A 13,955-nucleotide genomic window follows, 5' to 3' on the forward strand; every position below is an offset into this window, starting at 1 on the left:
ACCGCACACACTGCCAATGAACCACAACGATACACAGTCATCCGGCGGGAACACCGCCGAACCGACGGATTCGGAGTCGATCGACACGGACGAACACGGCGAGGTGAGTGCGGAGACCGACGCGGAGACCGCCGCGGGTAACGAGATCGACACCGAGTCAGCCGACGGGACGCTGACGTTTTCGGATTCGGTGGCCATCGAGACGACGCCCGAGGATCTCTGGTCGACGATCTCGGATCCGGTGACGCTGACCGAGTGCGTGCCGGGCGCGGAGTCGATCGAGCGCGTCTCCGAACGGAAGTACACCGTCGAGATCACGCGCGGGGTGAGCCACCTCACCGTCTCGCTGTCGGGCGAGGCCGAGTTCGTCGAGATGAATCCCCCCGACACCGTGGTGACGAGCGCCACCGCGTTCGATTCGAAGACGGGCAGCGACTTCGACATCCTGGCGGGGATGGAGATCCAGCCGGCCGACGACGGGGGCGCCGAACTGGCTTACTCCGCCGAGGTGTCGATCAGCGGCGGCGTCGGGACGATGAGCCCGCGGCTCCTCCGACCGATCGTCAACCGCGACATCAAGCGCTACTTCGAGAACGTCAAAACCGTCGTCGAAACCGAGTAGGGGCTGCCCAGTGCGGTTCCGGTCCTGCTCGCCAGTGGTCAGTCGTCTCGCACGACTCTACCCGCCGCCTGCCGCGTCAGAGCGTTTTTGCAGGTCATATATACATGCGCAATCGAAAAGGCACCCAATGACAGCCGATCCGACCGACGCATTCGACGAGATCTCCGAGTACGACTCGACCGCCCTATTTAAACCGAAGGTGGTGTCGTTGGTCGTCTCCAACAGCGAGGAGCGGGGCCCGAACCTCATGACCGCCTCGTGGTGGATGCTCGCCGGATACAACCCGTTCCGCTATCTGCTCGCCGTGAGCCACAAGACGCTGACTCACGAGCTCATCGAGGAGAGCGGGGAGTTCGTGCTGGCCGCGCCGTCGATGGAGATGATCGACGCGCTGACGCTCTCGGGGATGGTCAGCGGCCGGGACATCGACAAGATCGAGCACCTCGATCTGGAAACGGTTCCCGGCCGGGACGTCGACGTGCCGCTGTTGGTCGACGCCACCGGTAACATCGAGTGTTCGGTGATGGAGTCGTTCGAGTTCATGGACTGCACCTACTACTTCGGGGAAGTCGAGAACGCCTACGTCACCTCCGGCGGGATGGACGGTCGACTCCTGTCGCCGGACGCCGACGTGCTGGCCTACATGGGCAGCGACTGGGGCGAGGAGGAGACCAAGACCAAATACCGCTATTACGCCGACATCACCGCCGAGTCGATCAAGCGGTTCCCCGGCGACGAGGTCGTCGACTCGCTGCCGCCGGAGCTCCGCGAGCAGTTCGACGACTGAGGGGGCTCACCACAGGGCGGTCGACCGCTGGATGACGAAGTGGGGCTCGTCGCTGTCTTCGTCGCCGAAGAGGAACGAGAGGAACGACAGCGAGTAGCGGTGGTCCGCGATGTCGATGGCGTGTCCGTCGACGTCGTCGAAGCGGTCCGCGTAGCGCTCGACGGTGTCTCGGTGGACCTGGAGGCCGTACTGCCGTCGGAGCGTGCGCTCACAGGCGGTCGGCGACTCGTCGGCGGCGTGGAACACGCAGAGGTCGACGACGGGCTTCGCGTACGCGCAGCCCTCGTAGAACAGCGCCGAGAGGTCGCCCTGAAACGACCGCCCGCAGTCGAGACACTCGTACTGCTGGACGTCGACCCCGACGTCTTCGAGCCCCTCGGCGGTGACCAACCGCGCGACCGTCTTCGGTTCGTTCTGATAGCCGTTCTTCCGATGTTCGTCCGAGCCGCAGTTCGGACAGGGCCGCGGATCGCCCCTGCGCTCGTCGGCGACCTGCCGGAGCTCCTCGTGGATCGCGTTGACGAACAGCGGCGAGACGGCCGGATCGAACGGCTTCTCGTCTGGGCCTCGCATACGGTCCCGTCGACCCCCGTTGGCATAAATCTCACGTTATTATTCGTACCAAATATCACGTTATCTGTCGTATTTACCGTCCCCCTTTATCACGTTAGTATTCAAATCCAAAAAGCCACCTAATAGAAAAACACGGAAACAATTTATATATCGACGAAAGAGGTCCGTCCATGAGCGACGAGAAGCCTGAAAACGGCACTCTGGAGCGAGCAGAGACGGACGGACAGCGGCTCGGTAGAGGAGGGGTGACCTCCCGTCGGACGTTCCTCGCTACCGGGGCCGCGGTGTCGGCCGCAGCAGTCGCGGGCTGCGCCGGCGGGACCGGATCGGGGTCGACTGAGGGGCCGGAGCCGCCGTGGACCACCGAGGAGTTAGCCGATCAGATCGATGATGAGTCGACAGTAACGATTTACGCGGCAAACGGTGACCGACCAACGTGGGAGGCACTGGTCAACGTAATCAACGAGGAGTTCGGGACGAGCCTCAAACTTGAGCAGTACAACGCTCACGCAGGCGCCGTCTCCCAGCGGTTTATGCAGGAACACCAAGCGAACAGTACAAAAGCCGATCTGATCACAACGGCAAACGACGTAACCGCACTCATCCGAGAGGACGGCCGATCGGTCGCCGAAAAATACTACGAAACCGGTCTTGAAGAGAACTTCTGGTTTACCGACGTTCTTAACGATAATGAGGTGTACCCGTGGATGGTTCATGCCCTCAATGGCGGTGCTTGGTCTGTGATGCCGATCAACGAGACCGTCTTTGAGGATCGGGGCCTCGACTATCCCGAGAGCTACAACGACCTCTTCGAGGATCAGTACGAGGGATTGGAGGTCGCTCTACCGGGGTATGTCGTTGACAATCAGATCGGCTGGATTATTGACTACCACGCCGCCGAGACTGAGATGGATAACATGGAGTGGATGGAAACGCTCGTCGATCATCTGAACTTCGTCGGTGTCGAGTCCCACTCGACGGGTGCGCGGTCGGTCGCCGAAGGAAACACGCCGATGATGTTCTACAACTTCCCGTCGACGATCCATCCGCTGATGGACGAGTACCCACTCCGTGCGAACTTTGTCGATCCTGTGAAAGGGAGCTCATGGAAGACCGAGCTGTCGATCCCTGCCAATGCCCCGAACCCGTGGGTCGCTCGGTTCGTCCTGAGTGCGACACTTGAATCGGCAGTCCAACGCCGGATCATCCACGATGTGCCACAGGTCGCACCTGGACGCACGGACATTGATTACGCTGCTGAGGAGCCGACTGAATATATGCAAAAGCGGATGAACGCTGACACTATCAACTATTCCTTCGAGGAGAGCAGTCAGTTCATCGAGATTGGACAGCAAGCCAAAGACGAAGGTGTATTGGACTTCTAATCGGAGCGTCGGCCAACCTCGTTTGGCTTACTAGCGGTCCGACACCATCTATCGAACTACCGACAATACTGAAATACTCATGCCAGATGACGCCCAACTAACCGTCCGTAATCTCCGCAAGCGATTCGGAGATGAGTTTGCGATCACTGATGTCGACCTCACGGTCGGCGTCGACGAGAGCGTCGCCCTCCTCGGACCGAGCGGCTGCGGCAAAACGACGATCCTCCGCTGTATCGCCGGGGTCGAGACTCCCGATGAAGGGGCAATTACGATCGACGGAGAGACTGTCCAAGGACCGAACGTCTCGAGGTCTCCAGAGGATCGGGACGTGGGAATGGTCTACCAGAACTACGCCATCTGGCCCCACAAGACGGTCTACGAGAACGTCGTCTTTCCGCTGAAACACGGCGATCACGACCTATCTAGAGCCGAATACGAGCCACGCGTCGATTCGGTACTAGAGATGGTCGAGATTGCCAATCTCAAAAACAACCCTGCGACCGATCTAAGCGGCGGTCAACAGCAGCGAGTCGCACTGGCCCGGTCGCTGGTTCACGATCCCCCGCTGTTGCTGCTGGACGAGCCACTGAGCAACTTGGATAAGGGACTCCGGCGAAATATGCGCTATGAGTTACAGCGCCTTCAACACGAGATCGGCTTTAGCATGTTATATGTGACACATAATCAACAGGAGGCGTTCTACTTGGCTGACCGGGTGATCGTTGTACGCGATGGGCGTGTCGTCGAAAGCGGTTCTTCACGAGAGCTGTACCGCCGTCCGACCACGGCGTTCACCCGCGATTTCGTCGGCCAGCGGAACCGGTTTAATGGCGTGATCGAGACGGACACCGACGGTCAAATACTCGTCAGAACCGATCTCGGACGGATTCCCTATGATAATGTTGGGTACGTCGCAACGGAGGCCAAGACCGGCTCCGTCGTCTGTTTCCTCCGTCCCGGCGATATCTCGATCGGTAAGTTCGCTTCCAACGAGGCCGATACCTTGCAGTTCGAGGGCATTGTCGTTGCCGAGGGACTCTTAGATGACAGATACGAGATTCGAGTCCAACTATCGGGCACCGAGACTGAACTGACACTTCACACACGAATAAATCAGTCCTACGAGCCCGGCGACAGTCTGTACGGTTACGTCCCACCGAGGGCGATTCAGGTCTACGAGGACCCCGCAGAATGAGTGGTCTCAGAGAGCTGTACAGTCGAATCAGCGCCGCGATCAGTCGGCTCGTCCGGCTATGGACGTCAACGGTAGACCATCCAAGAGCCAAAGGTGTCGTCCTCAAGACCATCGTTGGGACCGTTGCCGTACTCACGCTCGTCCCGCTGCTGTTTCTGTTGTGGACGAGCGTCTGGACCGGCTATCCCGGACAGTTCGACGCCTCGTTCACGCTCGACAACGTACTCTCGGTGTACATCGAAGGGGCCTACAACGTCCCGACGTTGCTGTCTCACTCCGTTTTTGTCGCGCTTGGCATGACGCTGATCGCAATGTCACTTGGCCTGACGTTCGCGTGGCTATTCGTCAGGACGAACCTTCCCACGAAAGGTGCGATGGAACTCGTCCTTCTCTCACCGTACGCCGTGCCGGGATATATTTCGGCGCTCATGTACATCACCACCTACGATCCGAACAACGGCCTTGTGTCAACGTTCCTTGCTGATACACTAGGTGTAGGAATCCCGATCAACATTTTCAGCCCGCTTGGGATCACCATCGTCGTAGGGATCAACGGGGTGACAGCGTTCTACCTGTTTACTGTTCCCGCCCTCCAGAACATGGACCCCGCGCTCGAAGAAGTCAGCCGTATTCACGGAGCCAATATTTTCCAGACGATTCGGTCGATCAGCTTTCCGCTGATACTGCCCGCGATCCTCTCGGGAGCGCTCGTCACTTTCTTGCGGGGACTCGGTGAGTTCTCTGTCGTCGAGATCCTCGGTGTTCGGGAGGGATTCGATGTGTATGCGACTGCAATCTGGGCGGCGATCCAACAGCAGGCACCACCGGAGTACGGCCAGTCGGCGGCGTTGGCGCTCAGTTTACTCCTCGTTACGGCCGTGTTGATGTGGTACTACCGTCGGCTTACGAGCCGAAACCAAGATTATATGACCGTCACAGGACGGGGATACCAACCCGACCGGTGGGACTTGGGTAGGTGGCGATGGCCTATCGCGGCCACACTCTGGGTCGTGCTGTTCGTCCTCTGGATTCTCCCGTTGGTGGTCATGATCGCCGTCTCGTTCCACTCGACGTGGCTCGGGCAGTTCGATCCCGCGAGCCTCTCGCTCATCCACTACGCGGATGTCCTCACCAGCCAGCGACTCCAAGAGTCGTTTCTCAACAGCGGTATCGTTGCAGTTACCGGCGCGACACTTGGCACAATACTGGTCGTCGGCATCGCCTACTACACTCAGCGGACGGCGTACCGGTTTAGGTCCTCCATCGAGTTCCTGTCGCTGACGCCGCTAGCAATTCCGGGAATCATCTTGGGTACGGGCGTCCTTTTCACCGTTTTGTGGGTGGGACGCATTCATCCGCTGCTGAATTTCTACGGCACGCTGGGAGTCATTATCATCGGCAGCGTCATCGTTTTTATACCGTTTTCGTCGCGGATCGCTATCGGGAATATCGTCCAGATCCACTCCGATCTCGAAGATGTCGCTCGTGTCTCGGGTGCGTCGTGGGTTGGGCAAATGCGAGAGATTTTCCTTCCACTATTTAAGAATACCACGGCTATTCTCTGGTTTTATCTGCTGGTCCACATCGTCCAACTGCTTTCGATTCCGATTATGACCTACACCTCAGATACGCGGGTGATCCCAGTCGACATCTTCGATATCTACTACCAGCAGGCGAACATCGAATTGGTCTCGGCAGTCTCGACCATCTTCGTGCTGTTGTTGGCGTCGATACTGGTCGTATTCCGTCTATTCGGTATCAGATTCTACGATCTCGATCACCGTTAACAGTACTCAGCAGTCGAGCGTCGATTCGACGAACAGCTCCTCGGGATCGTACTGTCGTGGAATCAGCCCTTGATCGTGAGCATACCGAATGAACGTCCGCAGTTCCTGCCGAGTCCGTTCGGTCAGTCCGTACTCCCATGCGTGTGGACCGAGCGTCTCGGCTTGGTCGACGCGATGGAGATGTGACCATGTGAGCGAGGTCTTGGCGCTCGGACTCCGGTTCCGCTCAAAACACCGGTCCCGGGAGTCGACGAACGCATCAAAAACGTTGACTGCGACCCACGGGTGAGCCTCTAAGACCTCATCTCGAATGGCAACGACGTGCATCGGGGGGTGGATACCCGTATCCGCGTAGTATTGTTTCTCCTCGGCGATCGGCTCGTCGAAAAACAGTTCGGCGGTCTCGGATTCGACAACTGCGTTGAACATCTCTCCAGCGGGGTCCATGGCCGCATCGAGGTCACCAGATAGCAGGGCCTGCTTGAGATCCAGTGGCTCTTCGACGGCATCACCGCCCTGCTCTCCCGCGATTGGGGCGATATCGAACCTGTCAGGAAGCGATGCCCCGACGTCATCGTCCTTCCGTCGGAACCACTGAACGGTTTCGAGATCTAGCCCGTAATACTCCTGAAGGATCCCGCGAATCCAGACGTTTGCGGTCGTCTCCCACGACTGTATGCCCACCTTTTTGCCAGCTAGATCAGTTGGATCCGAGATATCGCTGTGAACGTGTTTGAACAGGAACGAATGACGAAACTTCTTTTCGGGGAACACCGGAATCGCCGTGAAAGCGTGTTTATCGGGATCGCTCCGCGAGGAGAGATAGGAGGCCAACGACACCTCACAGATATCGAACTCCTCGTGGCGGAAGAACCGCCGGTGTCGTTTCGGAGGGTATTCGATGATTGTCGTTAGATCGATCCCCTCTGGCTCTATCTCTCCAGTCATGAGTGGTCTCACGATATCACCGATATAGCTGCTCAGGCTGAGTTCGATGGTCATCTGTGATCGATTCTTTTACTGAGCGTCCTATAGTTGTAGGGCTGGTACTCAGCGATCGAGAACTACAGACAGTCGACCTCCACGAGAACATCGATCAGTCAACAGTGATAACTCGGCCGACCGCTCTCAGGCGAAGTACGGCGTCTCGAGGTGCTCGGTCGCGAACAGCTCCTCGAGGCCGTACCGCTCGTCGGCGACGCCCTGCCGGTGGGCGTGATCGATAAGCCTCTCCAGCGTCGCGACGTTGCCCTCGGAGAGCCCGTACTCCCAAGGGTCCTCGCCCAGCACCTCGCGCTGCTCGTCGGCGTGGATGTCGGCCCAGACGAGCGGGAGGTCACGCGGCCGGTCGAGCGTCGACAGGCCGATCTCCTTGGCCCGTTCGAAGGCGTCGTAGAGGTTCTGGGCGACCCACGGTTTCTCTCGAAGTAACTCGTCTTCGAGCGCGATCGCGTGCATGATCGGGAAGATCGACGTCTCGCGGAAGTACTCCTGTTCGACCGACTTGACGTCGTCGAACAGCCGCTCCACGTTCGCACCGTCAAGGTCGATCGGATGAAACACCGCGTCGAGGTCGCCGCGGTCGAGCATCTCCGTCAGCATGCCGACCATCGACCGCTGGTGGTCGAGGTACTCGACGTCGTAGCGGTCCGGCACGTCGACGTCGACGATCTCCGACCCACCGGCGACCCACTCGATCGACGAGAGGTCGACGCCGTGCCGCTCCGCGAGGGTCCCGCGCTGCCAGATACCGGTCGTCGTCTGCCAGTTGACGATCCCGACCCGCTTGCCGTCGAGGTCGCCGATCGAGTCGATTCCCGCGTCGGTGCGCTTGTACATGTACGAGTGCCGGAACTTCCGAAACGGGAAGACGGGGATCGCCGTGAACGGGTAGCGGTCGGGGTCGCTCCGAGAGGCGAGATACGTGCCCATCGAGAGCTCGCAGGCGTCGAACTCGCGGCCGTGGACCATCCGGGAGAAGCGGGTCGGATTCGGGTAGTCGACGGCCGTCAGGTCCACTCCTTCCGGGGTCACGCGACCGTCCCAGAGCGGCTCGGTCCAAGCGTAATCGTGACAGGCGAGCGTGAGGTCGAGCGTCATGCATTCGAACACGAACAGCGAGTAGATTGTAGTTCCGATCGGTAAGCGATCGATCCGCGGAGTCACTGCAGTTCGGTCAAATCATTCATTGGGCTCGGGAACCATCTAATAGGTCGACAGCGTTGCCGAGTCGATCAAGCGGTTCCCCGCCGACGAGGTCGTCGACTCGCCGCCGCCAGAGGTCCGCGCGAAACGCAGCAAGGGACTATTCGGCTTCCCAGAAGGTCAGGCGGTCGCCAAGTGCGTCCACGCCGTAGATGAAGACGATCCCCAGCAGGGTTATCATCACCAGCGCGGCGTACATCCGCTGGATGGTAAACAGACGCCAGGACCGCCAGATGAGATAGCCCAGCCCCGATTTCGCCGCCAGCATTTCGATGACGACGATGAGGTTGAACCCGACGCCCAAACCGAGGCTCAGCCCAGCGAAAATCTCCGAGAGCGACCCGGGGAGCAGTACGTCGCGGTACAATGCGAGTGTCCCGGCACCGTTGTCGAGCGCGGCGTCGATGTACGCGTCGTCTATCTGCTGGACACCACCCATCGTGTTGACCGCGACCAGCAGGAATATGGCGATGCTCATCGCCAGCACTCGAACCGTCTCGGTCACGCCCAGTAGCGTGAACATGATAGGGACGAGCGCGATCTTCGGGATGGGATAGAACAGACTCACGTACGGGTTCACGAGAAGTCGAATCGGTCGCGACCATCCCATCCAGAGACCGATCGCGATACCGCTCGTTGAACCCACGAAGAAGGCGAGTAGGACGCGCCGCAGGCTGACCCAAGTGTGATAGGCCAACGACCCCTCGACGAGTAACTGACCGGTTACGCCCACGACGACCGACGGCGGCGGGAAGAAGGTCGGATTGACGACGGCCAGTCTGGCGAGCACCTCCCAACACAGCAACACCGCGAGAATAGGGGCGACATGGAACCCGAGTTTTCGCGGGGACGTGTACCGACGGCGGCGGGATTGGCTCATCGCTCGACCGACTGCTGAACCTCGTCGCTTAACAGTTCCCAGACGCGCTCGCGAAGCGTGGTGAACTCGTCTGTCGGGATCGACCCGCGAGTACGCGGTCGCGGCAGATCCACGTCTAGCACCTCCTTTACACCGCCGGGTCTGGCGGTCATGACTGCCAGTCGGTCACCGAGAGTTATCGCCTCCTCGATATCGTGTGTGACGTAGACGACCGTCTTTTTCGTCTCGCTCCACAGTGAGAGCAGTTCCGCCTGGAGGTTGCGTTTCGTCTGTGCGTCCAGCACGCCGAACGGTTCGTCCATCAGGAGAACTTCGGGATCGTTCGTGAACGCGCGGGCGATAGCGACGCGTTGTTTCATTCCGCCGGATAACTGATGCGGGTAGGAGTCGGCAAACTCCGCCAGGTCGACCTTCTCCAAGTAGGTTCGGGCCTTCTCGTGGCGGCGTTGTTTCTCGACGCCGTCCATCTTCAACCCGAACGCGACGTTGTCGAGGACGGTCTTCCAGGGGAAGATGCCGTGTTCCTGAAAGACCATGTTCGTCACGGAGCCACCGTCAGCACGCGCCGCTGAGATCTCGACCGTCCCGGTGTAGTCGGAGTCGAGTCCCGAGAGGATGCGAAGGAATGTTGACTTTCCGCACCCCGAGGGACCGAGCAGGCAGAAAAACTCTTGATCGTGGATCGTTAGATCCACGTCTGCGAGTGCCTCGACATCGTCTGACCGGGCTGCGTAGGTCTTCCCGACGCCGCGTGCGCGGATACACGGGGACTCGGTCACTGACTCCTCGCGGGAAGTCTCGGCCATCTCTGTGGCCTTCGAGTTCTGCTCATTGAACGCTTTCGGTGGCTCTCCATTCATACTCGGTGGCGTCGATTACTGGCAGATGGTGTCGCCCGGGAAGTCGGGCAGCTCTGATATCTCACCGATGGGCGTGTACGGCCGCGGTGCGTTCTCTCCCCACTGTCTGACTTGGTCCGGCGAGGGAGCAGCTTCCGCCTCGGAGACGCGCCCGACCGAGTCGAGCGCCTCCGACAGCAGCGAGGTGTCGAACAGTTCGCTCCGCTCGACGGGATTGTCCACGTACCCACGGCAGGCGTGGTACTCCTGCTGGCGCATCACGTCGTCCTGGTTGACGCGTCCGTTCTTGTTCGGGATTGCCGGGACCGACGACTTGATCGCCTGTTTGTTGATGTCGAACGCCTCGTTGATGATGGTCGCGACCTCGTCGTCCGGGTACGAACCCATCTCGTAGTACGTCCGGACCCCTTTCAGGTAGCCTTCGAGCCATCGGACGGCCACGTCCGTTCGCTGCTCGATGAACGGGCCACCGAAAAAGTACGCGGCGATCTGCATCCGGGGGGCGACCGCCGACGCGTACAGGACGTGCCCGGCGTTTGCGTTGTTCGCCAGTGCCAGTCCCAGCGGGTCCGGTGCGATGCACGCGTCTACGTCGCCGGACATCAGCGCCGACACCATATTCGAGAACTGTATCTCGTTGACCTCCACGTCCTCCCAACTCATGTCGTATGCGGTGAGCACCCGGCCGAGGACGTAGTCCAGTGAGCCGCCTTCGGCGTTGTGTGCGACCGTGAGCGGCCCGTCGACTGCGTCGGCGATCTCCGGGAACGTGGCGTCTTCCGAGTAGATGCCCTCCCGGGCCCAGACCCGCGCTGCTCCCGGTACGTTCGGGTAGTGCTGTGCCATGTCGGCCGCGATTTTGATGGGCACGTCCTGCGAGATGGAGTTGGCGATGCTGGCCCCGAACGACCCGGCGGCGACGTCGATGTCGCCCGACGCCAACTGTGGCGCCGCCAGCGGGACGCCGTTGATTCGCTCGCGCTCGACCTCGATGTTCCGCTCCTCGAAGTATCCCTCCTCTTGAGCGATGAGAATCGGTACGACCGTCGCGATGGGAAGGGTCCCGAACGTCACGGTGTCGGTACCGCTCCCCCCGATTGTGGACCCGAGACAGCCACCGAGCGCGGCGGCCGTCGTCGCTCCGGCGGCACCGAGGAACTGTCGGCGTGAGGGCGCCGCGTCACGGCCGTCTGTCTCGCTTCGTTTCGACGTCGATGACCGTCGTCCCGTTGAGTCGGCAGACGATCGCTCCGCCCGTTTCATGAGTCACAGTCACTTCTTCCCCTTATTAAAAAGCCTCCCAATTCCCCGGTCGTGAGAGTCCGAGACAGTAGAAACCTGCAAAACAGTTATTGTGGAATGGACTACACATCGGCCTGATGGGACCCAATCGCTCCTCCAAAACGGAAGACCGTGAGCCAAGCCTCCGACAGCCCGACCATCGAGGGACGCTCGTCTTGAGCGACGAGAGTGGGTATGTCGGTGATACGATCACGTTCCACGGTCGGAACTTCCCGACTGACGAACAGTTCGACATCGAGTGGCGGACCGTCGAGGGGTCGTGGGGCGTCCTCGAGGCCCACGAAATTGTCGGGCCGCAGTTTCGCCCGCGAACCGAGACGATTGCGACGGTCACCACCGACGCGGACGGTCGCTTCGACCACGAGTGGACGATACCGGAAGATTACGGCAGTTTCCACACCGTATCGGTCACCACGAAAGACGGAACGACCGTCGATCAGGCCGAGTTCGAGATCTCGCCGTGGTTCGAACTCGACCGGAAGAGCGCGGAACTCGGTGACTTCGTTGTCGTCACGGGCTACGGACTGGGTCCCGGCGTGATGGTCAACAACTACCAGGTCGCCTGGGACAACACCACCGTCGGATTCCTGACGGGCGTCCGGAACCGTGGCACGGCGACGGCCGAAATCCGCGCCGTCGGGCCGCCGGGCGAGCACATCCTGCAGGTCTGGCGGGGGTATCGCGGAATGCCGTTCCTCCAGAACAACACTCAGTCGCCGTACGGAAAAGTCGCGAACGGGCGACAGACGGCCTGGACTGTGGACGTGACCGAACCAGAGACGGACCCGCAAACCGCCTGGGTCGATCCCATGCCTGAGGAGCGCCCGCTCAGCACTCACTACCCCGAGTTAGACGAGGCGAGCGAGGCCGAGCTGTCGATCTCCCCGGAGTACGGCCAGTCCGGGACGGAGGCGATTATCACCGGCGAGCAGTTCCAGCCCCACACCGAAGTCGATCTCATCTGGTACCACCACAGCGGCCACGAACCCCAAGGCCCGGACAAACCGCCGCTGCCGACCATTACAGCGGAACCCTGGCCCGAGACGCTACCGACCGTCGAGACCGACGCGGACGGTCGATTCCAAGTCGACGTGACGATACCGAAGGACATCGGGTCGACGCGACCGATAACCGCCCGCGTCGGCGGGCGTGACGTGGCGGTGACGGGGTTCATGATGCAACCCTCCATCGAGACCTTCTCGCCGACGAGCGGCCCGGTCGGGACCGAAATCGAGATCGAACTCACCGGCGTGGGATGGACCCAGTACGAGATGTCACCGCTTTTCGTCTACGACAACGGCCCGCTGGGATACGCCTGCGGGCTGAGCGATAAGGAGGACGGAACGACGATTCGGACCATTTTGCAGGCCTCGGGACAGCCCGGGTGGCACTTCATCGACGCCTACCCGACGCTCTTCCGGATGCAAGAGGAGGAGCCGGAGTTCGAGCTCAACGCACACCTCTCGTACCTCGACAATCATCCGATGCGGCCGGTGCCGGCGTTCCACTTCGCGTTTGAGATCACCGAGTAGAGCCTTTCCCCTTCTTTTCCCGCGTTTTCGTCGAGTTACCGGAGGGCGGCTTCCGCGGGGCGATCATTCTCGTCGGGCGTCCACGTGATGAGTCGGTCGCCGATCCATCTGAGCCCGTACGTGATGCCGACGCCGATAGCGGCGATAACGGTCAGCGTGGCATAGACATCACCCAGCGAGTACGTTTGATAGGACACCCAGAGGTAGTATCCCAGCCCGCGCCCGCCGGCCAGCAGCTCCGCCGAGATGACGATGAGCAGCGCCGTGTTCATCGCCAGTCGCAGGCCGACAAAGATGGCCGGCAGAGACCCCGGTAGGAGGATCTCCCGAAATATCGTGAGCGAACTCGTGGCACCGTTGTCAGTTGCCACGTCGAAATAGATATTCCGTATCTGCCGGGCACCGTTCATCGCGTTCCACAACATGACGAAGAAACCACCGAGTGCGGCCGTGAACACGAGCGCGCTGCTGTCGGTGCTAAACACGAGCACCACCAGCGGGAGCAACGCGATAACCGGGATCGGATACACTGCGGAAAACAGTGGCCCGAGTAGCGCCTTCACGGTGTCGTTCCAACCCATGATGACCCCGACGCTGACTCCGGACACAGCCGCCAGCACCGAAGCGAGGAGTGTCCGCTCGATAGTCGCCGAGAGGTGGCCGAGAAACGCCTGCTCACCCAGCAACGTAAGCGTGCGCTCGAAGACCGTCACTGGCGGCGGCAAGACTCCTGGATCCACCACGCCGAAGACACCGACGGCGAGCTGCCAGGCGAGTAGCGCGGCGGCGAGCGAGAGCGTCTGATAGAGGCGGTCGGAGTTCATCGA

At 60.6% G+C, this 13,955-nt stretch carries 13 protein-coding genes; 6 read left to right on the forward strand and 7 right to left on the reverse strand.

Annotated features, from left to right (window positions below):
- Positions 1-16 precede the first annotated feature (16 nt).
- A complete protein-coding gene (locus tag C469_RS04125; protein WP_008004107.1) occupies positions 17-622 on the forward strand; it encodes a CoxG family protein in 606 nt (201 codons plus the stop codon).
- Between the two features lie 127 nt (positions 623-749).
- The gene (locus C469_RS04130) at positions 750-1,409 is read left to right on the forward strand and encodes a flavin reductase family protein (RefSeq protein WP_008004108.1); all 660 of its coding nucleotides are present in this window, start codon (positions 750-752) and stop codon (positions 1,407-1,409) included.
- Positions 1,410-1,415: 6 nt separating this feature from the next.
- Here C469_RS04130 and C469_RS04135 read toward each other — a convergent pair whose 3' ends face one another.
- Positions 1,416-1,982 (reverse strand): hypothetical protein, encoded by a 567-nt coding sequence (locus C469_RS04135; RefSeq protein WP_008004109.1) that lies wholly within the window; start codon positions 1,980-1,982, stop codon positions 1,416-1,418.
- A 170-nt stretch (positions 1,983-2,152) separates the two neighbouring features.
- On the opposite strand from C469_RS04135, the gene C469_RS04140 reads away from it, so the two are divergent.
- The 3 genes from C469_RS04140 (at position 2,153) to C469_RS04150 (ending at position 6,349) form a co-directional block, all read left to right on the forward strand.
- Positions 2,153-3,367: a hypothetical protein gene (locus tag C469_RS04140; RefSeq protein WP_008004111.1), complete on the forward strand. Its 1,215-nt coding sequence runs from the start codon at positions 2,153-2,155 to the stop codon at positions 3,365-3,367.
- 79 nt (positions 3,368-3,446) lie between these two features.
- Entirely contained in the window at positions 3,447-4,562 is a 1,116-nt protein-coding gene (locus tag C469_RS04145; protein WP_008004113.1) for an ABC transporter ATP-binding protein, read from the forward strand.
- Positions 4,559-6,349, forward strand: a complete 1,791-nt coding sequence (locus C469_RS04150) for an ABC transporter permease (RefSeq protein WP_008004116.1) — start codon at positions 4,559-4,561, stop codon at positions 6,347-6,349. The genes C469_RS04145 and C469_RS04150 overlap by 4 nt, the downstream gene beginning before the upstream one ends.
- Positions 6,350-6,355: 6 nt before the next feature.
- Here C469_RS04150 and C469_RS04155 read toward each other — a convergent pair whose 3' ends face one another.
- The 5 genes from C469_RS04155 to C469_RS04175 all read right to left on the reverse strand — a co-directional run bounded on the left by C469_RS04155 (position 6,356) and on the right by C469_RS04175 (position 11,368).
- The gene (locus C469_RS04155; protein WP_008004118.1) at positions 6,356-7,351 is read right to left on the reverse strand and encodes a hypothetical protein; all 996 of its coding nucleotides are present in this window, start codon (positions 7,349-7,351) and stop codon (positions 6,356-6,358) included.
- 126 nt (positions 7,352-7,477) lie between these two features.
- Positions 7,478-8,449, reverse strand: coding sequence for an ABC transporter substrate-binding protein (locus tag C469_RS04160; protein ID WP_008004121.1), 972 nt, complete (start codon positions 8,447-8,449; stop codon positions 7,478-7,480).
- Positions 8,450-8,654: 205 nt separating this feature from the next.
- Positions 8,655-9,434 carry an ABC transporter permease gene (locus C469_RS04165; protein WP_008004124.1) on the reverse strand — a complete coding sequence of 260 codons (780 nt, stop codon included), beginning with the start codon at positions 9,432-9,434 and terminating at the stop codon, positions 8,655-8,657.
- Entirely contained in the window at positions 9,431-10,240 is an 810-nt protein-coding gene (locus C469_RS04170; RefSeq protein ID WP_008004126.1) for an ABC transporter ATP-binding protein, read from the reverse strand. Before C469_RS04170 ends, C469_RS04165 begins: the two co-directional genes overlap by 4 nt.
- Before the next feature lie 69 nt (positions 10,241-10,309).
- Positions 10,310-11,368, reverse strand: coding sequence for an ABC transporter substrate-binding protein (locus C469_RS04175; RefSeq protein ID WP_008004128.1), 1,059 nt, complete (start codon positions 11,366-11,368; stop codon positions 10,310-10,312).
- A 383-nt stretch (positions 11,369-11,751) separates the two neighbouring features.
- On the opposite strand from C469_RS04175, the gene C469_RS04180 reads away from it, so the two are divergent.
- Positions 11,752-13,128, forward strand: a complete 1,377-nt coding sequence (locus tag C469_RS04180) for a hypothetical protein (RefSeq protein WP_008004130.1) — start codon at positions 11,752-11,754, stop codon at positions 13,126-13,128.
- Between the two features lie 35 nt (positions 13,129-13,163).
- Here the strand turns inward: C469_RS04180 and C469_RS04185 are convergent, their stop codons facing one another.
- Positions 13,164-13,952 (reverse strand): ABC transporter permease, encoded by a 789-nt coding sequence (locus tag C469_RS04185; protein WP_008004132.1) that lies wholly within the window; start codon positions 13,950-13,952, stop codon positions 13,164-13,166.
- Positions 13,953-13,955 lie beyond the last annotated feature (3 nt).

Source organism: Halorubrum lipolyticum DSM 21995, assembly GCF_000337375.1.
Lineage (GTDB): Archaea > Halobacteriota > Halobacteria > Halobacteriales > Haloferacaceae > Halorubrum > Halorubrum lipolyticum.

Coding starts and splice junctions, on each gene's coding strand:
- C469_RS04125 (WP_008004107.1), top strand. CDS start 17: ATGAACCACAACGATACACAGTCATCCGGCGGGAACACCGCCGAACCG.
- C469_RS04130 (WP_008004108.1), top strand. CDS start 750: ATGACAGCCGATCCGACCGACGCATTCGACGAGATCTCCGAGTACGAC.
- C469_RS04135 (WP_008004109.1), bottom strand. CDS start 1,982: ATGCGAGGCCCAGACGAGAAGCCGTTCGATCCGGCCGTCTCGCCGCTG.
- C469_RS04140 (WP_008004111.1), top strand. CDS start 2,153: ATGAGCGACGAGAAGCCTGAAAACGGCACTCTGGAGCGAGCAGAGACG.
- C469_RS04145 (WP_008004113.1), top strand. CDS start 3,447: ATGCCAGATGACGCCCAACTAACCGTCCGTAATCTCCGCAAGCGATTC.
- C469_RS04150 (WP_008004116.1), top strand. CDS start 4,559: ATGAGTGGTCTCAGAGAGCTGTACAGTCGAATCAGCGCCGCGATCAGT.
- C469_RS04155 (WP_008004118.1), bottom strand. CDS start 7,351: ATGACCATCGAACTCAGCCTGAGCAGCTATATCGGTGATATCGTGAGA.
- C469_RS04160 (WP_008004121.1), bottom strand. CDS start 8,449: ATGACGCTCGACCTCACGCTCGCCTGTCACGATTACGCTTGGACCGAG.
- C469_RS04165 (WP_008004124.1), bottom strand. CDS start 9,434: ATGAGCCAATCCCGCCGCCGTCGGTACACGTCCCCGCGAAAACTCGGG.
- C469_RS04170 (WP_008004126.1), bottom strand. CDS start 10,240: ATGGCCGAGACTTCCCGCGAGGAGTCAGTGACCGAGTCCCCGTGTATC.
- C469_RS04185 (WP_008004132.1), bottom strand. CDS start 13,952: ATGAACTCCGACCGCCTCTATCAGACGCTCTCGCTCGCCGCCGCGCTA.